The 25,405-nt window shown below is 69.1% G+C and carries 21 protein-coding genes, 1 pseudogene and 2 riboswitches; of the genes and pseudogenes, 8 read left to right on the forward strand and 14 right to left on the reverse strand.

Features of this window, described 5'->3' with window-relative positions; genetic code table 11:
- Positions 1-54: 54 nt before the first annotated feature.
- Together MTDSW087_RS18020 and MTDSW087_RS18025 are read left to right on the forward strand one after the other, a co-directional pair.
- Positions 55-573 (forward strand): MarR family winged helix-turn-helix transcriptional regulator, encoded by a 519-nt coding sequence (locus MTDSW087_RS18020; protein WP_144766245.1) that lies wholly within the window; start codon positions 55-57, stop codon positions 571-573.
- Positions 574-655: 82 nt separating this feature from the next.
- Complete coding sequence (locus tag MTDSW087_RS18025; RefSeq protein ID WP_144766247.1) at positions 656-1,522, forward strand: DUF3108 domain-containing protein; 867 nt, start codon at positions 656-658, stop codon at positions 1,520-1,522.
- 28 nt (positions 1,523-1,550) lie between these two features.
- Here MTDSW087_RS18025 and MTDSW087_RS18030 read toward each other — a convergent pair whose 3' ends face one another.
- Both MTDSW087_RS18030 and MTDSW087_RS18035 read right to left on the reverse strand, forming a co-directional pair.
- Positions 1,551-4,166 carry a right-handed parallel beta-helix repeat-containing protein gene (locus MTDSW087_RS18030; protein ID WP_144766249.1) on the reverse strand — a complete coding sequence of 872 codons (2,616 nt, stop codon included), beginning with the start codon at positions 4,164-4,166 and terminating at the stop codon, positions 1,551-1,553.
- Between the two features lie 128 nt (positions 4,167-4,294).
- The gene (locus tag MTDSW087_RS18035; protein WP_144766251.1) at positions 4,295-5,725 is read right to left on the reverse strand and encodes a radical SAM/SPASM domain-containing protein; all 1,431 of its coding nucleotides are present in this window, start codon (positions 5,723-5,725) and stop codon (positions 4,295-4,297) included.
- 303 nt (positions 5,726-6,028) lie between these two features.
- On the opposite strand from MTDSW087_RS18035, the gene MTDSW087_RS18040 reads away from it, so the two are divergent.
- The 6 genes from MTDSW087_RS18040 to MTDSW087_RS18065 all read left to right on the forward strand — a co-directional run bounded on the left by MTDSW087_RS18040 (position 6,029) and on the right by MTDSW087_RS18065 (position 10,140).
- Entirely contained in the window at positions 6,029-6,403 is a 375-nt protein-coding gene (locus MTDSW087_RS18040) for a hypothetical protein (protein WP_144766253.1), read from the forward strand.
- Between the two features lie 151 nt (positions 6,404-6,554).
- Positions 6,555-6,746, forward strand: a complete 192-nt coding sequence (locus MTDSW087_RS18045; protein WP_144766255.1) for a hypothetical protein — start codon at positions 6,555-6,557, stop codon at positions 6,744-6,746.
- A gap of 20 nt (positions 6,747-6,766) precedes the next feature.
- Positions 6,767-7,252, forward strand: a complete 486-nt coding sequence (locus tag MTDSW087_RS18050; protein WP_144766257.1) for a hypothetical protein — start codon at positions 6,767-6,769, stop codon at positions 7,250-7,252.
- Positions 7,253-7,732: 480 nt separating this feature from the next.
- Positions 7,733-8,230: an Lrp/AsnC family transcriptional regulator gene (locus MTDSW087_RS18055; protein WP_144766259.1), complete on the forward strand. Its 498-nt coding sequence runs from the start codon at positions 7,733-7,735 to the stop codon at positions 8,228-8,230.
- A gap of 124 nt (positions 8,231-8,354) precedes the next feature.
- Positions 8,355-9,473 (forward strand): MBL fold metallo-hydrolase, encoded by a 1,119-nt coding sequence (locus MTDSW087_RS18060; protein WP_144766261.1) that lies wholly within the window; start codon positions 8,355-8,357, stop codon positions 9,471-9,473.
- Positions 9,474-9,558: 85 nt separating this feature from the next.
- Positions 9,559-10,140, forward strand: a complete 582-nt coding sequence (locus MTDSW087_RS18065; RefSeq protein WP_238179447.1) for an SCO family protein — start codon at positions 9,559-9,561, stop codon at positions 10,138-10,140.
- Here the strand turns inward: MTDSW087_RS18065 and MTDSW087_RS18070 are convergent.
- The 12 genes and pseudogenes from MTDSW087_RS18070 to MTDSW087_RS18125 all read right to left on the reverse strand — a co-directional run bounded on the left by MTDSW087_RS18070 (position 10,107) and on the right by MTDSW087_RS18125 (position 25,240).
- A complete protein-coding gene (locus MTDSW087_RS18070; protein ID WP_144766263.1) occupies positions 10,107-11,495 on the reverse strand; it encodes an LLM class flavin-dependent oxidoreductase in 1,389 nt (462 codons plus the stop codon). The two genes, MTDSW087_RS18065 and MTDSW087_RS18070, sit on opposite strands and share 34 nt — an antisense overlap.
- Positions 11,496-11,914: 419 nt before the next feature.
- Positions 11,915-12,880 (reverse strand): DUF6925 family protein, encoded by a 966-nt coding sequence (locus MTDSW087_RS18075; protein ID WP_144766265.1) that lies wholly within the window; start codon positions 12,878-12,880, stop codon positions 11,915-11,917.
- The gene (locus tag MTDSW087_RS18080; protein ID WP_144766267.1) at positions 12,858-13,670 is read right to left on the reverse strand and encodes an ABC transporter ATP-binding protein; all 813 of its coding nucleotides are present in this window, start codon (positions 13,668-13,670) and stop codon (positions 12,858-12,860) included. The genes MTDSW087_RS18075 and MTDSW087_RS18080 overlap by 23 nt, the downstream gene beginning before the upstream one ends.
- Positions 13,667-14,713, reverse strand: a complete 1,047-nt coding sequence (locus MTDSW087_RS18085; protein ID WP_144766268.1) for a FecCD family ABC transporter permease — start codon at positions 14,711-14,713, stop codon at positions 13,667-13,669. The genes MTDSW087_RS18080 and MTDSW087_RS18085 overlap by 4 nt, the downstream gene beginning before the upstream one ends.
- Positions 14,710-15,555, reverse strand: coding sequence for an ABC transporter substrate-binding protein (locus MTDSW087_RS18090; RefSeq protein ID WP_144766270.1), 846 nt, complete (start codon positions 15,553-15,555; stop codon positions 14,710-14,712). The genes MTDSW087_RS18085 and MTDSW087_RS18090 overlap by 4 nt, the downstream gene beginning before the upstream one ends.
- A 7-nt stretch (positions 15,556-15,562) precedes the next feature.
- Positions 15,563-17,551: a TonB-dependent receptor plug domain-containing protein gene (locus MTDSW087_RS18095; RefSeq protein ID WP_144766272.1), complete on the reverse strand. Its 1,989-nt coding sequence runs from the start codon at positions 17,549-17,551 to the stop codon at positions 15,563-15,565.
- A 124-nt stretch (positions 17,552-17,675) separates the two neighbouring features.
- A riboswitch (cobalamin riboswitch) is annotated at positions 17,676-17,870 on the reverse strand.
- 256 nt (positions 17,871-18,126) lie between these two features.
- Entirely contained in the window at positions 18,127-18,879 is a 753-nt protein-coding gene (locus tag MTDSW087_RS18100; protein WP_144766274.1) for an ABC transporter ATP-binding protein, read from the reverse strand.
- Positions 18,876-19,868: a FecCD family ABC transporter permease gene (locus tag MTDSW087_RS18105; protein ID WP_238179443.1), complete on the reverse strand. Its 993-nt coding sequence runs from the start codon at positions 19,866-19,868 to the stop codon at positions 18,876-18,878. The genes MTDSW087_RS18100 and MTDSW087_RS18105 overlap by 4 nt, the downstream gene beginning before the upstream one ends.
- Positions 19,865-20,755 (reverse strand): ABC transporter substrate-binding protein, encoded by an 891-nt coding sequence (locus tag MTDSW087_RS18110; protein ID WP_144766276.1) that lies wholly within the window; start codon positions 20,753-20,755, stop codon positions 19,865-19,867. Before MTDSW087_RS18110 ends, MTDSW087_RS18105 begins: the two co-directional genes overlap by 4 nt.
- A complete protein-coding gene (locus tag MTDSW087_RS18115; protein ID WP_144766278.1) occupies positions 20,756-22,942 on the reverse strand; it encodes a TonB-dependent receptor in 2,187 nt (728 codons plus the stop codon).
- Positions 22,942-23,676: a methyltransferase domain-containing protein gene (locus MTDSW087_RS18120; RefSeq protein WP_144766280.1), complete on the reverse strand. Its 735-nt coding sequence runs from the start codon at positions 23,674-23,676 to the stop codon at positions 22,942-22,944. Before MTDSW087_RS18120 ends, MTDSW087_RS18115 begins: the two co-directional genes overlap by 1 nt.
- A gap of 157 nt (positions 23,677-23,833) precedes the next feature.
- A riboswitch (cobalamin riboswitch) is annotated at positions 23,834-24,046 on the reverse strand.
- A gap of 106 nt (positions 24,047-24,152) precedes the next feature.
- Positions 24,153-25,240 (reverse strand): annotated as a pseudogene (locus MTDSW087_RS18125) (IS630 family transposase).
- Between the last annotated feature and the right edge of the window lie 165 nt (positions 25,241-25,405).

Consider the following 25,405-nt stretch of genomic DNA (forward strand, 5'->3'; position numbering starts at 1 on the left):
TTTCCGCATTGCATGCAGCGTGCCAAGACCGGATCGGTTCTAAGGAGAGGGGTGATGGCGGAGGTGGCGGGAGCGGTCATGGAGCGCGCGCCCAGAGAGGAGGGCGCGCCCGCGGGCGCAGGGCCGTGGCCCCTGTCCGAGCGGCCCGGCTTCCTCGCCCGCCGCATGCACCAGATCCACGTCAGCCTGTTTTCGGAGCGCTGTGCCGCATTTCGCGTCACGCCGCTGCAGTACAGCCTGCTCTCGCTGCTGCGGGACCTCGGGCAGGCCGACCAGACCACGCTCGCCAACGCGGTCGCCCTCGACCGGACGACGACCACGGGCGCCCTCAAGCGGCTCGCTGCCCGCGGATTGGTCAACCGGGCGACCTCGGCGGCGGACCGCCGGGCGCAGCTCTGCCGCCTGACGCCGGAGGGCGAAGCCCTGCACGCCGCGATGGAATCCGCCGCCTACGAGGCCCATGCGCTGACCGTGGCGGCCCTCGACGCGCCCGATCAGGCGATCCTCATCGATCTCCTGAGACGCGTCATCGCGGGCCACGGCGACAGGTGCGGCGGGGCCGACCTCGATTAGGACGCGTTTGGGCGAGGCCGCCGCGGATTGTGGCCGATGCGCCGCCCTTGTAGGCTCCGCATCCGCGGGCGGAGGGCCGCGCATGCAGGGTCGCCTCATTCCCGCGGGACTGGCCGGCGCAGCGCTCCTGGCTCTGGCCGCCCTCGGCCCGGCCGGACGCGCCGCGGCGGAGCCGTCCGGCCGCTTCACCGCGACCTACGACATCCTGTTCCTCGGGCTGCCCGTGGGCGAGGCGAACCTCGCCATGAGCCAGGACGGCGAGCGCTACGCCCTCGACCTCGGGGCGGGGCTGCGCGGCCTCGCCGGCTTCTTCCTCGACGGGTCCGGCACCGCGACGATGTCCGGGCGCCGCGGCCGAACGGGCGCTGTGAGCGGCGCCTTCCGCGTCGAGAGCCGCTATGCCGGCAAGCCGATCCGCGTGGCGATGCAGATCGCCGAGGGCCGCGCCCGCGACGTCACGGTGGAGCCGGAACCGACGCCCCGGCCGGACCGCGTGCCCGTGACGGCGCAGGACCGGACCGGCATCGTCGATCCCCTGAGCATGCTCGCGGTCCCCGCGGGCTCCGGGCCGCTCGCGCCCGGCTTGTGCGACCGGCGCATCGCGGCCTTCGACGGGGCCTCGCGGGCGGACCTCGTCCTGTCGCGCGGCAGCCTCGTCACGCTGCCGGACGGCGCCTATCGCGGCCCGGTCCTCGATTGCCGCGTGCGTTGGGTGCCGATCGCGGGCCACCGCGCCAACGGGCCGAACGTGCGCCGGATGGCGGCCAACGACGACATGCAGGTCCGCCTCGCGCCGGCCCTCGACGGCATCCTGCTGCCGCTCTCGATCTCCGTGGCGACGGGCTGGGGCACTCTCCGCATCGAGGCCCGGCGCTGGGGCGGCCCGGACCTCCCTGCCGCCGAGGCCGGCCGGCCTTCCGTGAAGGTCAGCCTGCCCGCTGCGCGCTGACCGTTTCGGGCGGGGCCGTGCTCGGGGCCTACTGCATCTTGAGGCGACGCACGGTCGCGACCCAGCGCCAGGCGTTGCGGTTGGGCGCCGTCACCGAGACGTTGAGGCAGCCATTGACCGTGTCGGCCGACACCTGCGCCATGGCCGTGCGGCCCGCCCCGCCCGAGGCCTGCGCGGCGGTCGCCGTGGCGAACGACCCGGAATAGATGGTCGCCGCCGCGTTGGCCCCGCGGTCGAGCGCGGCCACGCCCGTGCTCGCCCAATCCGCGAACACGCCGTTCGCCGTCGTGTCACGGCCCGAGATGCGGATCTCCATCTGGCTGTGCGATCCGTTCGGCAGGTTGATGCAGTTGGCCGCCCCGGCCGCAGCGCCGTCCGCCGTCAGCCGCGTCGCGCCCGTGCCCGCGGAGGTGGCCCGCAGCACATGCTCGCAGGCCATCGCCCCGCCGGTGACGCTCGACGTGCCGGAGGCGAAGCAATCGGCCCCATACAGGTTGTCGTCGCCGGCATTCGCGCCGCGCACGAAGGAGAACGGCCCACCGACCGTGTTCAACTGCCCGAAGGCCGTGGCGGCATAGCCGTTCACGGCGTTGCCGTTTCCGCCAGCCGAGGAATAATCCTGATAGATGACGTTCGATCCGCCCCACAGAACAGCGCTGTGCGTGGTGACGACGTTGTTCGTCGCGTCCTGCGTTCCGAGGATGGTCAGCTTGCTGCCGGCCCCCGAGATGGCCGGGCCGGCGGCATCGTCCATCTGGACGCCGACCGTCAGACCCGTTGTCGAGGATCCGGACAGCGTCGCGAACGCGCCCGACGCGTTCGCGTGGGTCGAGCCGGTGAAGTTGAGGAACCGGCTCGGCGTCGCGCCGTAGGAGCCGATCTGCACGGGGGCGACCACCCCGTTGAACATGCTCCCCGCGCCGTTCCAGTTGGACACGCCGTTGAGCCACAGCTGCGACATCGCCGAGCCGGGGGTGCCCTTGCCGACGAAGGCGTTGCCGTCCGCGACGATGCCGGCGCACAGGGTGCAGATCACGGGGCCGCCGCTCGCGAACCAGTTCTGCTGGAGATGCGACGCGTGGTAGTTCTTCAGGAACGTTCCGAGATGGTTCGAGTCGATGTCGTTGGCGCGGATCTTGTTGCTGCCGTTGGCGACGATCCCGTCCCAGAAGATTCCCCACGGGTTGCCATAGATCTCGTTGTCGAAGACGAAGACCCCGCCGACGTTCCCGCGAGCCTCGACACCCGCATGGCCGGCATGCTGGATGTAGTTCCGGCTGTCGACCAGCACGTCGCCGACGAAGTGCGCCGGCTCGTTGTTCGGCCCCCAGATCCCGACGCCGTTATTGCCCATGTTCTGGATGATGTTGTCGCTGATGTAGATCTTGCCGGTCGAGGTCGTCTGCGCCTGCTCGATGAAGACTCCGTCCCAGCCATTCGCGCCGCCCATGAAATTGTGCGCGAGCCTGATGATGTAGGCGTCCCGGATGTGGACGCCGGCCGGGCCCCGCATCCGCAGGTCGAACGTCGCCCCCTTGCCGGAACCGGTGGTGCTCGCCTGCAGGTTGGCCGGGACGGTCGTCATGGATGCCGACTGGAGCGGACGCTTGGTGCAGGCGCCCGGCGTCTCCACGGACACGCCCGTGACGGCCCCCGCATCGACGCTCGTCACCTTGAGGCGCGGCTGCGTGGCGCAGGTGCCGCCTGCCAGGGTGATCACCTCGTTGACGGCATAGCCCAAGCCCCCGGCCACGGGGGTCGCGGCGGCCACGGATCCCTTGGCCGGCCTCAGCGGGAAGAGATCCAGGTTCGTGATCGTGATGCCGCCGACCGTCGACGTGGATCCGTCGATGACGATGGCGTCGGCGGCACCGGTGGCGTCGTCGAAGGCCAGCCGGGTCACCGTGCGGTCGACCCCCTTCATCGCGAAGTTCATGCGGGCGGCCTTGAGCGTCGTCGTGTAGCGGTAGCTGCAATTGCCGCAGAGCTGCAGGCCGGCGACACCGCTGTCGATGGCACTCTGCAGCGGCACGGCATTGTCCGTTCCATGCCCCGGGGTCAGATTGGAATCGCCCCTGGCGCCCCACCATTCGGGGTAGGCCCAGGAGACCTTGCTGTTGCCGTAGAGCGAGGGCGTGCAGCCGGGGGCGAAGATCTGCGTCGGGGGCGCGGTGATCGAGCCGTTCAGCCCGAGATTGCCGCTGCCGCAGGTGATGACCGCGCCGGGCTCGACGATGAGATCGGCCGTGACGGTCAGGAAGCCGCCGGAGGTGTGGCTGTAGGCGCCGGCCGGCAGGCGCAACGGCTTGCCGGTCGCCTGCGCCTTGCCCACCGCCCCGGCGAAGGTGGCGTAATCCTTGGCGTTGATCGTGTCGGCGGCGCGCGCGGCCTCGGAGCGCGACGTCTCGGCCCCGTCGGCGGTGACGCTTGCCCCCGACGCATCCCCGGTGATCGCATCGGGCTGGAGGATCAGCTTCTGGGTGGCGCAATCCTTCCTGCCGAATTTCAGGGCGCCGAACAGGATGTCGCCGCAACCGGTGGCGCCCTCGAGGATGCGTCCCTGCGGCAGGGTCTGGTCGGCAGGCGCGGGCGTAGCGATGAAGGCGGCGGCAGAGGCGGCCGCAACGAGGCGAAGGATGTGCATCGGCGTACCATCCACGGATTGGCGCCGTCTGGCCACGCCTGGCCGACACATCGATGGCCGAACGGCCGACGCGTTTCACGAGGTGCGTGGAGCGTTCTCCGCCGAAGCGATTGCAGGCACGTGGAGGCTCAAGACCTGTTTGGAATGTAATCCAGCTCTCGGATTGCTCGGTAGGGCATATAGCTCAGCGGATTGTTCGTTTTCCGAACGAACGGACAGGCTCGACATGAGGGGGGCGGTTCGTTGGAGTTCACAGCCTGGCGCAACGCCTGGTAGTTCGGCCCGTTCCAGATCTCCTCCATGGAATGCTCGTTCAGGTTCCCCATCCGCAAGCCCGGAACGCAGCAGGCCAAAACATCCCCGTTGCCGAGTAGGTATGCAGCTCTCCAGGGCAAGGTACAGAACGAGCTACCGACCTGATCGTCTCGATCATCGAAGGCGCGATCGATGTAAAGCTTGATGCCTAGCTCGTCCCCCGTTGCGAGAGCAATTTCGCGAACGCGATTGAAACGCTCCTTATCGTGCCACAAACTTTCGTGATCCATGTCGGATGTGTAGGCTTGCATATGGATAGTCCTGACCGCATCAAAGCCCACATCGTGAACGCAGCGAATGAATTCAGGAACCTCGTCAATGTTGGAGCGCATCAGCACGAACGCCGCGGATAGAGGCACATCGTGTCGCCCGAGCGCTCGACGACGTTCAGCCAGCATCTTCATGTTAGAGAAGATAGTGTCGATGTGAGGTGCACCTCGACGAATGCGCATATATGTCTCGTTTACCGCCGCGTCTATCGACACATTGATCGACGTCAACTTCGACACAAGCACCCGATCAACAGCCTCGACCGTCAGATGCGTGGCATTCGTATCTGTATGGAATGGAACCGACAGATCGATCAAAAATTGTAACTCACCACCAAAGCGCTGATCTGCCCAAAAAATATCACCGCTGAAATCCGTATAGGCCGTCTTCAATTGCCCGCTCTCAGACCAAATCTTGATTTTATTCCTGATATCTTGATCTAGTCTTCGCGCCGTTCTGCGCGTCTCTCTGGAAATACAATGTGTACAATTAAGATTGCATTGCGTGACAAGACTGATCTCCAGATTGGGCGGAACCAAGGTATCGACGGTTGGGGGCGCATAAGCCAACCTCGCGATGATGCCGTCATTATCGTCGCGCTTCGCCATGGCGTTGCACTGGATATGCCCTTCGATGCGCTGATCACCTCCCGTAATGTAGAGAGTCGCGGCATTGTTGTGAGAGGAATCCTCCGAACGAACCGTGATGATATACTCCCTGAACTTGGATTGTGCCTCACTCTCAAAGAACACCTCGACGAATGAATTATCGTAAATATGCGCCAAGCCCATTGTACGCTCGGCAATTATACGACGTTCTGGCGCAATCTGTTCAACACAAATGGCGATTGTACTTGTTTTTTTATCATGTCCGTAAGTGGCAACAAGGACAGCAACCCCGCAAAGAAAATTTTCTTGCGCGAAAAAGCGTTGACTAACCGAGTGTCCGGGGAGAATTTCTCCGCAGATGCGCATCGTTCATCCTCCCGGAAGCACAATTGAACTACATTGGAAGCCTGAGTGCCTCAACTCATAATCTTTGATGTGACTATGGCAAAAATCCGTACAGTCCGGACCAAAGCCACGGGAGGACATCACGATCCGGAGTGAACCGCGTACATCGTGAAGACGCATGCGGAGGCAATCGCCGAAACTGTGGAGACCCCGAAAGGGCCCAGGGACGTAAGCATCCACAATTTCCTCGATCGTGCCGGCGCGGCCAGCAATTTTTACCGAATGCCTTCATGGAAGAGTGACGCCTCGACTGAATAGTGAGGCATGGCCAGCAATGTCGACCCAGCCAGGATCATGGCTGCCGGCTTCGCGCTCGGCGGTCTGACCACCATGATGTTCACGCCCATACCATCATGGGAGAGCGTGAACATCGGCGGGACATGCCTGCTCATGTTCGGCGTGCTGTGGCTCGTGCCGCTCGTGAAGCCGCCCAAGCCTCTGCGGCGACGCCGGCGGCCGATCCGGTACGAGATCATCGAGGCGCCGAACGTTCCCGATCGGCCGCGCAGGGTCCGCGAGATGCTGCCGACGCAGCTGCCCGAATATCCGGCTCTCCGGTCGCGGCTCCAGCCCTGGCGGACCAAGCGCCTGTCGCCCCATGCCTCTCCGCCCCAGATCACCACGGCGCGGCCAAAGTAGATCTCCGCCCGATCATCGGCCCGCAGACGCAATCCGAATCAGATCTTGGCGCCCGGACCCATGCGGGTCTTCTTCCGTGTGTGAGCAAACGCACAGTCGCGGCTCGCGTATTCTGATCATCTGCTCGTCTCCCACGATGGAGGGCGAGCCGATGTCGGACGCTTACGATCAGCTTGTCGCGGCACTCCGCGCGATCACCGCACAAACCAGCGATCCCCTGCCCATCATCGCCTTCGCCCTTCAGGTCGTCGAGCACGAAAGGCGCGCGCGTCGGAAGCAGGCGCGCGCACGAGGTCCCTACGGGCCCGACGCTCCGAAGATCCGCGCCGAGCGGATGTCCTGAAGGAGGCGACCATGGAACGGATGTCGATCTACCTCACGCGGCTGGTCAGGATACAAGTTCCCTCCGGCTCCCAGATCCGCCTGGAGATGTACTGCAAGGCCAACGACAACTACGCCCAGTACTATTTTTCGCAGGACGTTCAGAACACGGTCAACAATCAGGCGGATCTGATCGAGATCGACCGGACCTCGTCCGGCCGCTCGGTCAGAGCGGAAGCCGAAAGCCATATCGAGGACATCGGCGACACGGATGGCGCTTATGCCTTCACCAATATCATGGACGTGGATATGTTCGCGCCGAAGAAACCCTACGTCAAAGCGAAGCTGACCTTCAGCAAGGAATCGGCTCACAAGTTCCGCCTTGCGCTGTGGTCCTATTTCGGCGGCGACGATGCCGTCTGCAGCTGGAGCTTGAAGGGTAAGATCGACGACCGGTTCAAGTACACCCCGATCCGCGGCCATCTGGTTCGCGTCGATGGCCGGCCGGCATACTTGATCGATATCTGATACGACTTGCTGGTCTCCGGGTACGCCTGATGGAACCGACCTGCGCCGCGCCGATGCGGGAGCCTCCCGCGACCTGGCTGGCGGCGTGGATCGATGCCGGGCGCTTCCGGACGCCGCCTTGTCGGTCAGCATCTGGCCTTCACGCGTCGCCGCGGGCGCCCCGCCTTCCGAGCGGCCGTCGAGCGGTCTTATAGACCTCTCCGGTCCCCGGACCAGCACGCCCCGCCCCCGCATCGCGCGATCACCTCGGGCGGAGTTCGATCGAAGAACGTCGATCCATCTCGGGCGTCGCAAAGAGACTGCCCTGCTATTTTTGAGGCCGAAACGATACGTTCGATCTTGAATGCTGAAATCCAGCGAAGACGACACCGTATTGCCTTGTATATCAGGCCGTCCAGTCTCTATACCCCCGCATGGCCAGGCTTCGATCGCGTCCCGCACGAGGCTCGTGGCCGATCATGGCGTCTGGCGGGAGGCCGCGTGGATTCGATCGACCTGAAGATCCTGGCACTGCTCCAGACGGACGCGACGCTCTCCATCGCCACGATCGGCGAGCGCGTGGGCCTGTCGCAGACGCCGTGCTGGAAGCGCATCCAGCGCCTTGAGGCGGACGGGGTGATCGACCGGCGCGTGGCCGTGCTCGATCCGGTCAAGCTCGGCCTCGGGCTGACGGTGTTCGTCTCCATCGAGACCGCCGACCATTCCGAGGATTGGCTGGAGCGCTTCGCCGAGACCGTGGCCTCGATGCCGGAGGTCTTGGAATTCTACCGGATGGCCGGCGACGTCGACTACATGCTGCGCGTGGTGGTGGCCGACATGCAGGCCTACGACACCTTCTACAAGAAGCTGATCGCCACGCTGCCGCTCAAGAACGTGACCTCGCGCTTCGCCATGGAGAAGGTGAAGTCCACCACCGCCCTGCCGCTTCCCCTGCCGCCCTCGGCACGGCCTTCGTTGCGATTGGCCGCCGGCGCGTGAACTGATAGGATCGGCGGCCAAATCTTGGGGCGGGATATCAATTCCGATCTCTGGCCCGCGTCAGGCTATGAATTCTTACACATCGCTGCATTGATCGCCCTCTTGGTCGCAGGAACGTAGCAGGATGGTCGGGAATCTCGATCGGCGCGGCTTTCTCAGGGCCTCCGCGGGCTTCGCGGCCGGCGCAGCCGCAGGCTTCACCTGTGTCGAGGTCGCGAGCGCGGCCCCGATCGAGGTGCCGACCGTCGACAGGCTGAGCCTGCGCGTGCTGATCGACTCGGCGCACGACCAGTTCCTCAAGCCCGGCACCGTCCAGGGCGTGGTGCATCAGCCGCCGGGCAGCGGGCGCGGGAGCGACTACCGCAAGGTGCTCCACAACCAATGGGGCCTGTCGCTCTTCGTGGAATCGCAGCGCGCCGACGAGGCCCGCACGATCCTGCTCGATTTCGGCTACAGCCCGGATGCGCTGCTCAACAATATCGAGATCCTCAAGGTCGACCCCACCAAGATCGATGCCCTGATCGTCAGCCACGGCCATCACGACCATTACGGCGGCCTGTCGGGCTTCCTCGACCGGTACCGGAGCGCGCTCAGGCCCGACCTCAAGCTCTATGCCGGCGGCGAGGACAATTTCTGCCACCGCCTCTCCCCGAGCGGCGTGCAGGGTCAGTTCACGGATTTCGGCCAGCTCGACCGCCGCGACCTGACCGCACAGAAGGTGACGACCGTGCTGTGCGAGGCGCCCACCGTCGTGGCCGGCCACGCCTTCACCACCGGCCAGATCAAGCGCACATCGATCGAGCGGATCCTGCCCAACACCTTCGTCGAGCGCGGCATCAAGGATGGGCTCGGCTGCGACGCGAGCCACTATTCGGCCGCCGAACTCCAGGGCAAGATCATCCCGGACGAGCACGTCCACGAGCACGCGACCTGCTTCAACGTGAAGGACAAGGGGCTCGTGGTGATCAGCTCCTGCGGCCATGTCGGGATCGTCAACTCGGTGCTGCAGGCCCGCGCGGTCTCCGGCATCGACAAGGTGCACGCCATCGTCGGCGGCTTCCATCTCGGGCCCGCGCCCAAGGACTATCTCACGCAGGTGGTCGCCGAGATCCGGAAGCTCGAGCCCGACGTCGTCATCCCGATGCATTGCAGCGGGCTCAACTTCGCGCTGGAGGCCCAGGCCCAGATGCCGGCCAACGTGCTCATCCCGACGACGGGCAGCCGCCTGACCTTCGGTGCGTAGCGCCGCTCGGCCCGCGCCGCGTCCCCGCCCGACGCCGCAGCGCGGGGCGGGCACCGCGGCGCTTGCCGCCTGCGCGCTCGGCCTCCTGCTCGCCGCGCCGGCCCGCACCGAGGAGGCGCCGCGCCGGTCCGCGGCCGAGCTGATGGACGTGCTGATGTGGAACCGCGAGCCGGTCGGCGGCCCGTTCGCGCTCGTCGATCACGCGGGCCGGCCGCGCACGGAGGCCGATTTCCGCGGCAAGCTGCTGATCGTCTATTTCGGCTTCACCGCCTGTCCCGACATCTGCCCGACGGACCTGATGGAGATCGCCCGGGCCCTGACGCTGCTGGGCGCGGAGGCGGAGCGGGTCCAGGCGGTCTTCGTCACCCTCGATCCGGACCACGACACCCCGGCCCATCTCGCGGCGTACCTGCAGAGCTTCCATCCCGCCCTGATCGGGCTGACGGGCAGCCCGGACGCGATCCGGCGCATGGCGGACGCCTACAAGGTCTATTTCGCGAAGGCCGAGGGTGCGGATGGGAACGGCACCATCGAGCACTCGGCCTTCGTCTATCTGATGGACCGGTCCGGCGCCTATCTTGGCTTCTTCCCGCCCGGCACCTCGGCCGAGCGGATGCTGACCATCATCCGCCCTCAGATGGCGGCGGAGCGCTCCGGGACCCGGTAGGCGGCGCCCGGATGGCCGGCCTTCAGATGCGGACCGGCGCCGGGGAACAGCTTCTCCCGCAACGTCCCCGCGCGGTAGGCGGTCTTGAAGGCGCCGCGCGCCTGAAGCTCCGGCACGACCAGATCGACGAAGGCCTCCAGCGTCTCCGGCGCGACCGCGCGGGTCAGGTTGAAGCCGTCGACATCCGCTACCTCGGCCCAGTCGAGCAGTTCGTCGGCGACCTCGCTCGGCGCGCCCACGATGAAGGGGGCGCGTGCCCCGCGTGGGCCGAACTCGGCGAAGTCGGCCAGGGTGAAGGGCCGCTCGCCCGGCGCGGTCAGGCTCTCGACGAGGGACTGCATCGCGTTGGTCGCCTGATAGGCCAGCGGCTCGTCGGGCCTCAGCCCGGCGAGGTCGATCCCCGTCCAGCCCGAGACGAGGGCGTACTGCCCCTGCGCGTCGAGATAGCGGGCATACTCGTCCCGCAGCTCGAGCGCCTCGGCCCGGGTCGGCGCCACGATCACCGTCGCGCCGAGGAACATCCGGATGTCGTACGGATCGCGCCCGGCGGCCCGGGCGGCCTCGCGGATGCTGCGCACGGAGCGCGCCGCCACCGCCTTGCTGTGGCCGTTGAGGAAGATCGCCTCGGCATGGCGGGCCGCGAACAGGCGCCCGCGCGAGGAGGTGCCGGCCTGGTAGAGGACCGGGGTCCGCTGCGGCGAGGGCTCGCTGAGATGCCGCCCGTCGACCCGGTAATAGGGACCGTCATGGCGCACGCGGTGCACCCGGGCCGGGTCGGTGAACACGCCGCCCTCCGCGTCGCGCAGCACCGCGCCCTCCTCCCAGCTTCCCTCCCAGAGCTTGTAGGCGGCCTCGAGGAAATCCTCGCCCGCCTCGTAGCGGACGTCGTGGGCGCGCGCCTCGGCGAGACCCATGCCGCGCGCGCCGCTCTCGAGATAGCCGGTCACGATGTTCCAACCGACGCGGCCGCCGGTGAGCTGGTCGAGGGTCGAGACGCGGCGGGTGAAGGTGAAGGGGTGCTCGTAGGTGAGGTTGGCGGTGACGCCGAAGCCGAGATGCCGCGTCGCCTGGGCCATCGCCGGCACGAGGAGGAAGGGATCGAGGTTGGGCGTCTGCGCCGCGCGGGCGAGCGCCGCCTCGGCGCCGCCGCCATAGACGTCGTACTGGCCGATCACGTCGGCGAGGAAGACACCGTCGAACAGCCCGCGCTCGGCCGTGCGGGCGAGGGAGACCCAGTAATCGAGGGTGTTATAGGCGGCGCTCGCATCCCGCGGATGCCGCCACAGCCCCGCCCAGGTATGGCCGGGCGCGGCCATCTGGAAGGCGTTCAACAGCAATTCGCGGTGCCTGGGCATGGCGGGTTCCGTGGAGGGGCGGTCGCACCGGGCGGCGGCCTTGAGAGGAGGGGCCGTGCCGCCGGGATGCCGGGCGCTGCGGCGCGCACGAACGTATTCGCGCAGACGCTCCGGTCAACAAGAACGTTGTTTTCCGTTTCTGCTGCTACGCAGAGTAAATAACCTGCTATTCATACCCTAAAGGATGATATTTCATCTCCAATGAGAGAGGCAAATATCAAGGCATGGGAACTTTGTAGAAAAATTCTGTCAGAAACAAATATCATCAAAACATCGAAATGATCAGAGTAATTACTGAAAACGTGAATATTATTTACTTTATGGAAGTGCGATTTCGCTCTGCTTACAGAACATTCCTCCAAGTTCGAGACGCTGAATGATCCCGCTTGGCCTGCGGAGCACCCGGAGGCCGGCCAGGATCAGGTCTCGTCGGCGACGGCCTCGTCCTCGTCGGCATCGGTATCGACTGCGATGACCTCACCCTGCAGGTAGCGGGCCTGGACCTCGGCCACGCGTCGGGCCGCTTGTGCGTGACGGCTCGAAACCGGGCTATCCGGATCGAGGGCGCGGCCCCGCTTGACTGCGAGCAGATCCGGGTCGCCCCAGCGGTCGAGCAGGGCCTGGAAGGCCCCGTAACGGGTTGTATCGAAGGCGATCCGTTGGCCCATCATGTCCTTGTAGGGGTGGGCCGGATGGAGGCCGGCGCAGGGCACCCAGCCCGCCGGGATCGGGGTCGTCGCCGCGTGCGTGCGCCCGCTCCGCAGGAGCTTCGGCAGCACGTGGGTATGCGGGCCCTCCGGGCTCGTGCCGTCCGGCCCCGGGATCGGAGCGTAGACCTCGATGCGACCGACCCGGGCGAGGAACACCCGGTGCGGGCTCATCGCGACAAGATGGCGGCCGATCGGGTTGGCATGGTCGAACAGGGGCTGCCCCACGCCGGACCGGAGGCAGGCGATGGCTTGCGCGTCGCGCGTGCGCACGCAGGCATCGACCGCGAGGAGACCGAGGCCGAGGTCGAACAGGATGGCGTCCCGGTCCTGTTCGCGGGCGGCATCCCGGTCGGGGCCGAGTTCCGTCACCACGCCGCGCCGGCTCATGGCGCAGGCCGTGTCCGGCAGGCACAGGGCGACGGCATGGTTCCAACCGGACGCGACCGAGGTCTCGTAGGCCACGGGGCGTAAGGCAGGGCAGACGGTCAGGGCGATGGCGCCCCGGGCGGTCGCCAGGCCCATGCGGTCGTCGGGGAGAGTTGAGACCGCCTCGTCCGGGTCGCGCATGAACTCGGCGATGGCGCCGAAGCTGCCGAGGCTCCAGGCGGTGCCGGAATCGGCCAAGGCCTCGCGCAGCAGCGCGGCGACCGCATCAGCCCGGGATGATGGCGCCATCGCTCTCCTCCGTGATCCCGGACCGCGCCCAGGGCAGGATGTATCGGGTTCCGTCCGCGGCCAGGCCCCGCTCCGCCGTCACGCCGAACACGCGGGCGAGCAAGGCATCGGTCAGCGCCTCCTCCGGCCGCCCGTCCGCGACGAGCCGGCCGCCCGACAGCACGACGATGCGGTCGCAGAAGCGGGCGGCGAGCGCGAGGTCGTGCAGGACGGCGACCACGCCGGCACCGTCCCGCGAGACGGCGCGGAGCAGCGCCATGGCATCGAGCTGGTGGGCCGGATCGAGGGCCGTGACCGGCTCGTCGACGAGGAGCCACGCCGCCTCGACCGCGAGCGCCCGGGCGAGCAGCGCGCGCATGCGCTCGCCCGAGGACAGGGTCGGCTCCGTCCTGTCGGCGAGGTGCCCGACATCGGTGCGCGCCATCGCCTGGGCGATCGCGGTCTCGTCGGCCTCCGAGAGGCCCGCGAAGGCGCGGCGGTGCGGCAGCCGGCCGAGCGCCACGATCTCGCGCACCGTCATCGGCCAGCCGATGACGGCGCCCTGGAACAGGGCTGCAACGCGGCGAGCGCGCGCGTCGCGGCTCATGCCGGACAGCGCGTGGCCCTCCAGGGTGACACGGCCATCCACCGGGGCGATCAGGCCCGCCAGGACGCGCAAGAGCGTGGTCTTGCCGGCGCCGTTCGGGCCGACCAGCCCGACGAAGCGTCCGCGCTCCAGGGCAAGGCCGATATCCGACAGGATCGTCCGACCGCCCAGCACCACCCGGACATCGTGCGCGGCGAGGCTCATGCCCGCCGCCCGCGATTTTGCAGAAGCAGCACGATCAGGAACGGCGCGCCGACGAGCGCGGTCACCACCCCGAGCTTGAGTTCGGGCCGGGTGGCGAGCAGGCGCACGCCGATATCCGCCGCCAGGACCAGGACCGCGCCGGCGAGCCCGCTCGGCAGGAGGCTGGCGCCGGGACGTGCCCCGACGAGCGGCCGCATCAGGTGCGGCACCGCGAGGCCGACGAAGCCGATGGCGCCGGAGACCGCCACGCCGCTGCCGACCGCGAGCGCCGCACCGGTGACGAGTCGCAGGCGCACCGAGACGAGGCCGATTCCGAGGCTCGCGGCGGTATCCTCGCCCAAAGTCAGCGCATCGAGGGCGGGTCCCGTCGAGAGCATCAGGCCCCAGCCGACGATCATCAGCGGCAGGCAGAGCAGGACATGATCCAGGCTGCGGTCACTGAGCGATCCCATCAGCCAGAACACGATCTCCAGGGCGGCGTAGGGGTTCGGCGACAGGTTGAGCGCGAGCGCGGTCAGGGCGCCGGCGAGGCTCGACAGGCCGATTCCGGCCAGGATCAACCCGAGCGTGCTGCTGCCGCGCGCCGCGAGCGCGTTGAGGAGGAGGGCCGCCACGCCCGCACCCGCGATGCCGCCGAGCGGCAGGGCGAGGCTCAGCGAGGCGGCAAGCCCGCCGTAGAAGACGATGACGGCGCCCAAGGCCGCGGCCGAGGAGATGCCGAGGATGCCTGGGTCGGCGAGCGGATTGCGCAGGTAGCCCTGCATCGCCGCGCCGGTCAGGCCGAGGCTGAACCCGACGAGGCCGCCGAGCAGCGCCCGTGGGATGCGCAACTCCCACAAGACCAGGGCCGGCAGCGTGGTCCGGCCCGCGACGAGGTCCGCGCAGGCGGCCGGCACGTCGAAGGGCGCGTAGCCGATGGCGACCGAGGCGAGTGTCAGGGCGACGGTGGCAAGGCCGAGGAGGGCGATGACCGCCCGGCGGGCGCGCGGCGCGCCTTGGCGCCGCGAGGTAGAAGACGCGAGGGCCGTGACAGGCGCGTTCATGGCCGGGCTGCCCGCGCATTCGCGGCTGCTGCCAGCCGCGCCACGACCTCGGCGACCTGGGGGCCAGGGCAGGTCCAGAAGCGGTTCGGGATGGCGACCGTCCAGTGCGCGCGCGCCAGCGCCCGGAAGACGGGGTGGTGCAGGAGCGTGTCGGCGAGCGAGGGCATGCCCGGCGCCCCCTCATCGACCACGATCAGGTCCGGGTCAGCAAGTGCCGCGGCTTCGAGCGGCACCTGCCCGAAGCGGTCCCGACCGATCTCGGCCGCCACGTTGACGAGGCCGGCGGCGCGGATGAGCGCGTCGCCGAGGCCGCCGGGCGCGACGGTGAAGGCGTTCGGACGCATGACGAGAGCCCGCAAGGGCCGGGCGGCCGGCGTGATGGCGGCGAGCCTGGCATCGAGCGCCGCGACCATCGCCTCGCCCCGCTCAGATCGGCCCAAGGCCGCCGCAACCTGCCGGATCTGCGCGCGCACGCCGTCGAGGTCGGCCGGCACGCCGAGTTCGAGCACGGGCGCGCCGACGCGCTTGAGCATCCCCACCGTCGCGCGCGTGGTGAAGGCCCCGGCGATGACGAGGTCGGGCCGGAGCGCGACGACCTCCTCGGTGAGGCCGCGCGTCACCGGCAGTCCCACGGCCTCGGCCGCGACCGTCGATCCGCGCGGTTCCCGGGCGAGGTAGGTGACCGCCAGGACCTGATCGCGGTCGGCCAGCCGCAGGACAAGTTCGTCCGCGCACAGGTTCATCGAGACCACGCGCACGGGCGCTCCCGCCGCACCGGCGGCGCGCGCCACGGGCAGAGCGGCCAGGACGGCCGAGAGTAGAAGCGCGCAGCGCGACGGCATCGTCACCTCAGAACGTGGTCAGGCGCACGCCGCCGTAGACGGCGAGTCCCGGTCCGAGAAACCCGGTCGGGTTCTCGTAGCGCCGATCGAACAGGTTATCGATCCGCCCGAACACGCTGACACGCTCCGAGACGTCGTAGGTGACCGCGAGATTGACCAGCGTGAAGCCCGGATTCTTCAGGCGCGGCACCGAGAAGTCGCGGTTGCCGTCCACGAAATGTCCCAGCACGATCACAGTCCCGCTGACGGTCAGGCCGGGAAGCGGCGTCCAGAGCGCCGTGGCGCTGCCCTTGTGGCGCGGGCGGCGCAGCAACTCCTGATTGGTGATCTCGTTCTTCGTGACCGTGTTGGTGTAGTCGATCCGGCCCGACAGCGTGTCCGTGAGACGCACCGAGACGAACGCCTCCGCGCCGTAGGAGACGGCCCTGCCGACGTTCTCGTTGGAGGTGAAGCTCGCATTCGTGTTGATGAGGTTGGTGAAGTCGTTGTGGTAGTAGGTCGCGCCGACGCGCACGCGCTCGCCGAGGGGCTGCTCGAAGCCCGCATCGTAGCCGAGGCTCTCCTCGGGCTTCAGGTTCGGGTTGGCGAAGAAGTTGAAGGCCGGAAAGCTCTGGTAGAGCTGGCTGAGGGTCGGAGCCTTGAAGCCGCTGCCGACGCTGCCTTTGATCCGTGTCTCGGTGAAGGGCAGGATGTAGCTCGGCGCGACCCGGAAGGTGGTGGCCGGGCCGAACTGGTCGTTCTCGTCATGGCGGATGTTGGCGACGAGGAAGGCGCGGTCGAAGGGGGTCAGCTGCGCCTCGCCGTAGCCGGCCGTGTTGCCGTTCCGCGCGCGCAGGGAGGCTGGAACCGAGCCCGGTGAGGTCGTGAACAGGCTCTCCTCGTCGCGTTGCGCGCCGAACAGCAGCAGGTTCCCGGGCGAGAGCCGATAGTCGCCGCGATACTCGTAGCGCGTGCGCTCGCCGAGCCCCGTCGTCGCGTCCGGCGTGGCGAGGGGATCGAGCGGACCCTGCTGGCGGTTGAACAGGTTCGAATAGTTGATGGCGAAGACGTTGTGGAAGCCAGGCAACGGCGCCCACTCGGCCTCGTTGCGCGTGAAGATCTGCTGCACGTCCGCGGCGCTGCGGAACGCGGCCGGCAGGGCCGGGAAGGTGCTGAAATCGTCGCCCGTGAAGAACAGCCGCGCGTTGATGAAGCGCGTGATCGAATTGACGCGGACCGTGTCGCTGAACTGGTAGCCGAACCGCGCCGAGACCGTCTCGTTGTCGTAGAAATTCGGATGGATCGGGCGGCCGAACGGCACGAGCCGGGGCGGCGTCACCGGCGTGGCGGCGGCCCGGACATGCTGCACGGAGACGGCGTAGTCGAAGCCGTTCTCGGATCCGCTGACGCGCCCGGACTGGTTGAAGGTGCCGTGGGAGCCGCCCTCGATCCGGGCCGTGGCGCGGGCGGGGCCCTCGCCGCGCTTCGTCGTGACGGAGATCACGCCGCCGATGGCATCCGAGCCGTAGAGGCCGCTCTGCGGACCGCGCAGCACCTCGATGCGGGAGAGATCCTCCGTGAGGAGCTGACCGAAATCGAACGAGCCGTTGCCGTTGGAGGGATCCGTCGCGTCGATGCCGTCGATCAGCACCTTGACGTGGTTGGAGTTCGATCCGCGGATGAAGACCGATGCCTGGCCGCCCGGTCCGCCGCTCTGGACCACGTTGAGGCCGGGCACCTGCTGCAGGGCATCCGGCACCGTGCGGCGCTGCTGGGCTTCCAGCAGGTCGGCCGTCAGGACGGAGACGCTGGAGCCCGTCTGCGCTGTCGGTATCGGCACGCCGGTGGCCGAGACCGAGATCTCGGAGAGCGAGACGGCGGCCTCGCCGCCGCGCGGCCCATTCGCGAAGGGCGCGGCGACCTGCTGGGCGTGAGCCCCGGGCGAAGCGAGCAAGACCGGCCCTGCGCAGGACAGCACCAGCGCGTTGCGGAGGATGAATCTGATGGAATGGGACACGGGAGGCGAGCCTCGGGCGACGGCAGTGGCACGTCACCGCGAACGAGGCCGAGGGGGCCGCCTCCTCGCAGGATCGGCGACCGCCTCGACAACCCATCGGTGCACCCCGCCCGACGCGCCTCGCGTGTGACCACGGCTGACGGCAGGTCTCCTGGCTCGCGGGTCGCTGCCCTCTCACCGTCTTCCCGGGTTGGAACCCAGTGACACAAGTGGTGGAAGGCTCGCCGCTTACAGTTGCGGGGGCAGCCGCGGATTCGGCTCGCGCCTCACCGCATTCCCTTTCTCGTCCCCGAAGGGAACCGTCATGACAATCGTCTCATCGCGGCCGGCCCGGGTCAATCGCGTTCCTGCGGGGACCGGCGGGCTGTTGCCCTGCCGCCGCATCTCTCGCCCCGAGATCCGTCAAGGACTCCTGATGATCCAAGGAATCGCGGCGTCATTCGCGTCCGAAACGATTGTCCGCATGTCGTAGACGGAAGACGAGTCCCAGTATTCGGCGCGGACGGGGCGTCCGGTGCCGGAAGCCGGCGATGGCCGTTTCGGGAAGGGAATGATTTCCCCGCCCGGATCCCGCGTCATGGTCGACGCTCCAGCATCAGGACGGCATCGGCGCCTCCGGCGAGGGATCCGCGCTCGAAGCGGATACCGAAGACCCGATCGAGGTCCGGCGAGCCGGCGACGGTCGCGGCGGCGCCATCGCGGACGATACGGCCCTCCTCCAGGAGCAGAAGCCGGTCGCAGTCGAGGGCCGCCCGCTCGATGTCGTGCAGGACGACGACCACGATGCTGCGGCGGCTCCAGTCACGCAGGCGGCGCATCAGGTCGATGCGGTGGCCGATATCGAGGCTCGCGCCGGGCTCGTCGGCGAGGAGGACATCCGGCTCCGCAACGAGCGTCGCCGCGAGAAGGGCCCGGGCGCGCTCGCCGCCGGAGACCTGCGACCAGCGCCGCTCTCCGAGGCCGGTGAGCTCGTGGTCCCGCAGCAGGTCCGGGATGCGGAGCGTCGCGCCCGGCCGGCGGCTGGCACCAAGCGCGACGACTTCCCCAACGGTGTAGTCCCAGGCGGGCTGGAAGCTTTGTGGCAGGTAGCCGATGCGGCGGCCGCGCTCGCGGGACGGCAGATCGGCCAGCGGGGCGCCGTCGAGCGTGACGGCGCCGCCGCCCGGGCGCAGCAGGCCGGCGAGGCAGCGCAGCAGCGTCGACTTGCCCGCGCCGTTCGGACCGATCAGCCCGACGAGGGCACCGGGGGCGAGATCGACCGAGACGGCGTCGAGGAGCCGGCGCGTCCCGGCCATAACGGTGAGGCTGTCGGCGCGAAGACGGCTCATGCCCGCAGCCGCCGACGCAGGAGAGCGAGGAAGAACGGGCCGCCCGCCGCCGCCGTGACCAGGCCGAGCGGGATCTCGGCCGGCGGCAGCACGGCCCGGGCGAGGCCGTCGCAGAGAATGACGAGGATCGCGCCGATCGCGGCCGAGACCGGCAGCAAGCCGCGGTGGCGCGGCCCGACCCACCAGCGCGCGATGTGCGGCGCCGTCAGCCCGACGAAGGCGACGAGCCCGCCATAGGCGACGGCCAGGGCGACGACGGCGGCACCGACCAGGATCGCCCGGGCGATGAAGCGGTCCGTGTCGAGGCCGAAGGCCTCCGCCTGGTCATCGCCGAGGCCGAGGAGGTCGAGGCCGCGCGCGAGCGTCAGGCTCGCACCGATGGCGAGGCCCGCGAGGCCCGCGAGCCAGGCCAGTCCCGACCAGGTCGGCGTCTGGATGCCGCCCAGCGTCCAGCTCAGCACCACCTGCAGGCTGACGCTCTCGTCGGAGAGGGCCAGCATCAGGAAGGAGCGGATGGCGCCGAGCATCGCCGCGACGGCGACGCCGGCGAGCAGCAGGCCGGCCGCGTCGCGCGCGCCCGCGCCACGGGCGACGGCGAGGACGAGGAGGGTCGCGCCCCAGGCGCCGGCGAAGGACAGGCCGCCGAGCGCCAGGGCCGAGGGCAGGCCGAGGGGGACGAGCAGAGCCACGGTCGCGCCGATCGCCGCGCCGCCGGCGGAGCCCAGCAGGTAGGGCTCGGCGAGCGGATTGCGGAACACGCCCTGGAAGATCGCCCCGCCGAGGCCCAGCAGGCTGCCGACGAGGGCGGCGGCCAGCACCCGCGGCAGGCGCCATTCGAGGAGGAGGCGGGCGCGGAGATCCTCGGCACCGCCGAGCGCCTGAAGGAGACGGGTCGGACCGGCCCAGTCGTGACCGGCGCTGACGCCGAAGAGGAGGGCGAGCGCGAGAAGCGGCAGAAGCCGGATCAGGGCTCTCACGGCGGCGCTCACGGCCGCTCCTGCCTGTGCGGATGCAGGAGGTCCGCCAGGCGCTCGATCCCGTCCACGGTGCGCGGCCCGGGGATCAGGAACGCGGCACGGGGCACCAGATGGGCGCGGCCTTCGCGGACCGCGCGCATGTCCCGGAAGCCGGGACGGCTCGTCAGCTCACGCAACTCGGCCTCGTTGCCGGCCAGGAGCAGGACGTCCGGGTCGGCGGCCAGCAGGGCTTCCGGCGAAACCTGGGCGAGGCTGCCGCGGCCGGACAGGGCGAGGCAGCCGCCGGCCCGGACCAGGGCGTCGGCGGTATAGGTGCCCGCGCGCGCCACGAGGACGAGCCCGTTGCCGAGGCGCCCCGTCACCAGAACCAGGCTCGGGCAGGGCCGGCCCGCGACGGCCTCCGTGACGCGCGCGAGACGGGCGGCCAGGGCGTCGGCGAGCATCGCCCCGCGTTCCGTCTCGCCGGTCGCCCGGCCGACGAGGCGGATGTTGTCGAGGACCTCGCCGAGGCTGCGGCTCGTCAGCACGAGGACCGGCACGCCGAGCCGCTCCATCGGGGCGACGAGTTGATGCGCCGCCTGCCGCGCCGGCGTGACCAGCACGAGGTCGGGCTCCTGCGAGACCACCGCATCCACCGAGAAGCCAAGACGGCCGCCCACGACCGGCTTCGCGGCGGCCTCCGGCGGGTAGCGGGTGAAGGCGTCGATGCCGACGATGCGCTCGGTCAAACCGAGCGCCGCCACCAGTTCGGTGTTCGACGAGAAGATCGTCACGATGCGCCGGGGCGGCGCGGCCAGGACCACGCTCCGCCCGAGCGCGTCCGTCAGGCGGATCAGCTCGGGCCGGGCGGGGAGCGCCGCGACCAGCAGGGCGGCGAGCCCGAGGATCGCGGCGCGCATTCAGAAGCGGGCCTGCAGGCCGATCTGCACGTCCCGGCCCGGCGCGGAGGTGCCGGCGCTGCCGTTGTAGAAGCGCAGGTCGGCGAGCGTCGGCTGCTGCCCGGCGATGGCGATGAAGAGCGGGTGGTAGTTCACGTCGAACAGGTTGCGCACCTGCGCGAACAGCTTCACCCCCGGCATGAGGTCGACCTCGCCGCGCAGGTTGACCAGGACAAACGGGTCCTTGCGCCAGATGTACTCGCGGTAGGGCTCGGCGGCCGGCACGCGGAGGTTCTCCTCCGTGTTGTACCAGACCGGGCCGTTGAGCACGCCCTGGACCTGGATGGTCCAGGGATAGGGGATGTCGGCCTGGCCGAAGCGGGTGCCCAGCGCGAGCTGGTACTCGTAGACGCGCTCGACCCGGCGGGTGTTGGCCGTGGCGACGCTCACCGCGCCCTCGTCCTTCATGTCGAAATTGTAGTTGCCGTTGATGTAGGACCGCCAGCGCCAGACGCCCGGCTCCCAACTGAACATCCGCACCATGTCGGTCTCGTACTGGACCTCGATGCCCCGGATGACGACGTCGCCAGGGTTGTTGACGTAGTCCGAGGTGTTGGCGTTCGGCCCGCGCGACCGGGTGATGATGCGGTCCGAGATGATGTTCTGGAACAGGGCCACGTCGAGGCGGGCGACCCCGTTGGTGAGCGTCGTGCCGATCTCGATCTGCTCGCTCGTCTCCGGCCGGATGTTCGGGTTGCCGAAGATGCGCCCGCCGCCGAGCGTGTTGAAGTCCGCGGCGAGTTCGGAGGCGGTCGGCGCCCGGAAGCCCGTGGAGGCGCCGATGCGGAAGGCCGCCCAGTCGGTCGCCCTGTAGGTCGCGCCCACCGAGTAGGTCGTCGCCTCGTAGGGCCGCGCGCCGTTCACCTGCGCGGTGAGGAAGGGCGTCGGATCGAAGCTCGTCGTGCCGTAGGTCTGCCGCACGCCCGCGCGCAGCGTCACCCGGTCGTCGAACAGGCGCTGGGTGTCCTCGAGATAGAGGGCGTGGAACTGGTCGGTCTGGTTGTTGTCCTGCGGCGAGACCTGGGCGAGCGGGTTGCCCGGCACGCCCTCGCGGAAGCGGTCGGAGCGCAGCCGGCTCGTCTCCCAGTCCCAGCCGAGCAGCAGGTCGTTGCCCGCGAACAGGTTGACGCGCGGCTGGAAGCGGGTGCCGAGGATGTCGAGGTTGCGCGTGTTGAAGTCCGCGCGCGTCCCCGGCACCGGCAGCCCGGTGCCGCCGCGCTGGACCGGCGAGGCCCACTTGAAGCGGTCCTCGTCCGTGACGCTGTAGAACTGCGCGAACAGGCTCATCCGGCCGTCTTCTGTCCGTCCCGCGTAGCTCGCGTCGAACGAGCCGTTGGTGCGGTCGTCCCGGCTGTAGAGGTTGCCGCCGGAGCCGCGGAAGCCGACGCCGTAGATGCCGTCCGTGCGGAAGGAGACGTCGAGGCGCTGGTTCGGGTCGATCTGGAGGCCGAGACCCGCGGTGATGCCCATGCGGTTCCACTGCGTGTTGGCCATGCGGTCGCCCGAGCCGGCATAGTAGTCGTCGCGCTTCGCCCCCGAGAGGCCGAGATAGTAGTCGAACGGCCCGACGCCCCCGCCGGTCTGCGCGCGCCCCTGCGCGAGGCCCCAGACCCCGCCGATGCCCTCGACCAGCGTGCCCGGCGCGGTCCGCCCGGTCTTCAGGATGATGTTGATCACGCCGCCGATGTTCTGGCTGCCGTAGATCACCGAGGAGGGGCCGCGCACGATCTCGATGCGCTCGATGTCGGCGATCGAGAGCTTGGACAGGTTGGCGGTGCCGGCGCGGCGGCCGTTCATCAGCACGAGGACCTGGCTCTTGAAGTCCTTGCCCTGGCCGTCCGTGGCGCCGCCGCGGATGTTGATCGAGGTCTGGCCCGGGGTCCATTCGGAGAAGAAGCCGACCGCGTTCTCGGCGAGCAGATCGGTCACCGACTTCGCGGTGGAGTTCTCGATCATCGAGTGGTCGATGACCTGGACGGTGCCCGCGATCTCGGAGCGCGGCTCGGGGCGGCCGGTCGCCGTGACCACGAGCTCGTCGAGGCTGACCGCGGCCCGATTCTGGCCCGATGCCTCCTGGCCGGACGCCACCGCCGGAAGCGCGCACCCGCCGGCGAGCGCGAGCGCGAGGAGACGATGACGGCGGGACATCACGAGGCTTTCCTCCAGACGAGAATGGCCGAGGTGCGGGGAACGGAGAGGCGGTGGCCGCCGGGAACGGGCACGGCCTGGGCGGCGAGGCGGTCGCGCAGGTCCGGCCGCCGCGGGTCGGAGGCGGCCCAGCCGAGCCGGTCGGCGAGGTAGGCGGCGATGCGCGGCACGTCCGGCACGATCGCGCCGAAGGTCCAGTCGATCCGCGTCGCGATCGCCGGATGGTCGGCCTTCGGCAGGTTTCGCAGGACGATGTCGACGCCCGGCGTCTCGTCCTCGCCGTGCCATGCGCGGGGCAGGCAGCCGGCGAGGCAGAGGCCGCGGGGGCCGTTCTGCGCCGGGACCAGCCAGACCACGTTGCGCCGCGCCCATCTGCGGCAACGCTCGAGAAACGCGGCCGCCTCGGTGAGGGGCGCCGGCATGTTGGCCGCGAGCACCGTGTCGGCGAAGCCGGCGGGCAGGTCGGCCGCCTGCCAGCCCACCGGCTCGATGCGCGGCGGTGGGACCTCGGCGCGCAGGCGCGCCTGCATGACGGGCGCCGGTTCGACTGCCGTCCAGGCGGCATCCGGATCGCGCAAAGCGGCGCCGAGCTGGCCGCCGCCGGCGCCGAGGTCGAGGAGGTCTCCGACCCGGGGGACGGCCGCGCGCACGAGCGGCGCGATCCGCGCGACGTAGTCGGAGGTGTCGATGCCGGCAGCGTAGAGTTCGAGCGGATCGATCTCGGCGTCCGGCATGCCGGGCGGATGCACCCGCGTGGCGGGCGGTCTGGATGTGCGAGCCTGTTCCAATGGTCCTTCCCCGAACCTTGCGGGGGGACCGGACGTGGACGCAGGCAGCTACCGCGGAGGATAGGCGGGCATGCACGCGACCCGCCAGGACTCCCCGCCCACGAGACATGTCACGGTCAGGGCAGGTCTCCTGGCTCGCGGGTCGCCACCATCCGTCCGGCCTTCCCGGTGATCGCTCACCAGTGACGCAGTTCGACGGATGGCTCTCCGCTTACAGTTGCGGGGACAGCTCCGGCCTGAGCGCGCGAGCGCCGCACCGGATTCCCTCTTAGCTCGCCACCCTGCGATGGCGAGAACCTTGACCGATGCCGGTCGTCGGACATCGCGAGCCCAACTGTCAATTCCGTCCCCCGGCCGCGGCCTGTGGGATGTGGCCGATCGGGTTCCGAGTGTTGCACCTGGGTAACTAGAGCGGCATCCGATCAGGTTGCATCGTAGCCGGCGGCGGCGAGGTAGGCTCGGCACTCGGCTGGCGCGAAGCGGATCAGGCTGCGTCGGATGGCGTCCCAGAGGTCCGGGATGGTCCGCGCCGCCCCGCTGCGCGAGCCCCGCCTTCAGCTTGGCGAAGGCCATCTGAGGGGTCCCCAACCGACTTGTCGATTGGGGTATCCCCTGATCGGATTGAAGTCGGGGGTGTAGGCCGGGAGGTAGAGCAGCCGGGCTCCCACGGTCTCGATGCGCTCGCGGACGCCGCTGACCTTGTGGGCCGGCAGGTTGTCGAGCACGACGGTGTCGCCGGCCTTGAGGGTCGGGGCGAGCACGTCGGCCACATAGAGCGCTCTCCGCCGAAGTGGATGCCGGTTCGGCGAAAGAGAGCGCGTCAAAACAAAGGCTTGGAGCCGTGCCCCGTCGCAACGCGATTGGGAACGGCTCTAGGGGCGGAAGGCCTGCCCGTTCATCGCACCGTCGAGCAGCCACGGTGCGGTGATGCCGTTGCTGCGCAAGGCCGCCGTGACGGTGGTCGTCTTCCAGTGGCCCTGAGGCCCGCTCATCCGGCAGCGCTCGCCGCGGGGTGCACGTCCGTAGCGGCGGGCCATGGCGGTGTTGGCGGCCGTCTCGTCAATGAACACGAGGCCATCCGGATCGAGGTCGAGCTGGCTCTCGAACCACGCCTCGCGCGCCGCCCTCACATCCGGCCGGTCCTGCTCGGCGGCGTGGCCCGTGCTTTTTTTCGCGAGATGCCATGGCGCTTGAAGAAGCGCGAGAGGCTGCTCTAGGCCACGCTGACGCCGCGCTCGGCCAGGGCCGCACGGAGTTCATGCAGGTAGATGCCGGGCTGCGCCTCGTAGAGCGACAGGATCAGGTCGGCCTGCGTCTCGATCCGGTGCGAGCGTTGATCTCCGCCCATCGGCTTGGGCGCGACGTGGCCCTCCCGGGCGCATTGCCCGCACCAGCGGCTGGCGCTCGCCAGACTGACCCCGAAGCGTTCAGCCGCCTGATGCCGGGACGCCCCAGCCTCGACGGCATGGACCACGCGCTCTCGCAGATCGACGGACAAGGCTGAGGACATCGGTACTCTCCTTCACCGACCAACGTCATCACCCTGCCAGCCGTTTCAGCGCGCTCGGATGTCGCTCTAGGTCGCGAACCCATAACGGTGGGCACGGGTGAGGCGTGCCGTCGTTAACCCTCTGGCGAGGGAGGGTTCTGGATGGCGCGGTTCGACCTGACGGAT

Source organism: Methylobacterium dankookense (assembly GCF_902141855.1).
GTDB lineage: Bacteria > Pseudomonadota > Alphaproteobacteria > Rhizobiales > Beijerinckiaceae > Methylobacterium > Methylobacterium dankookense.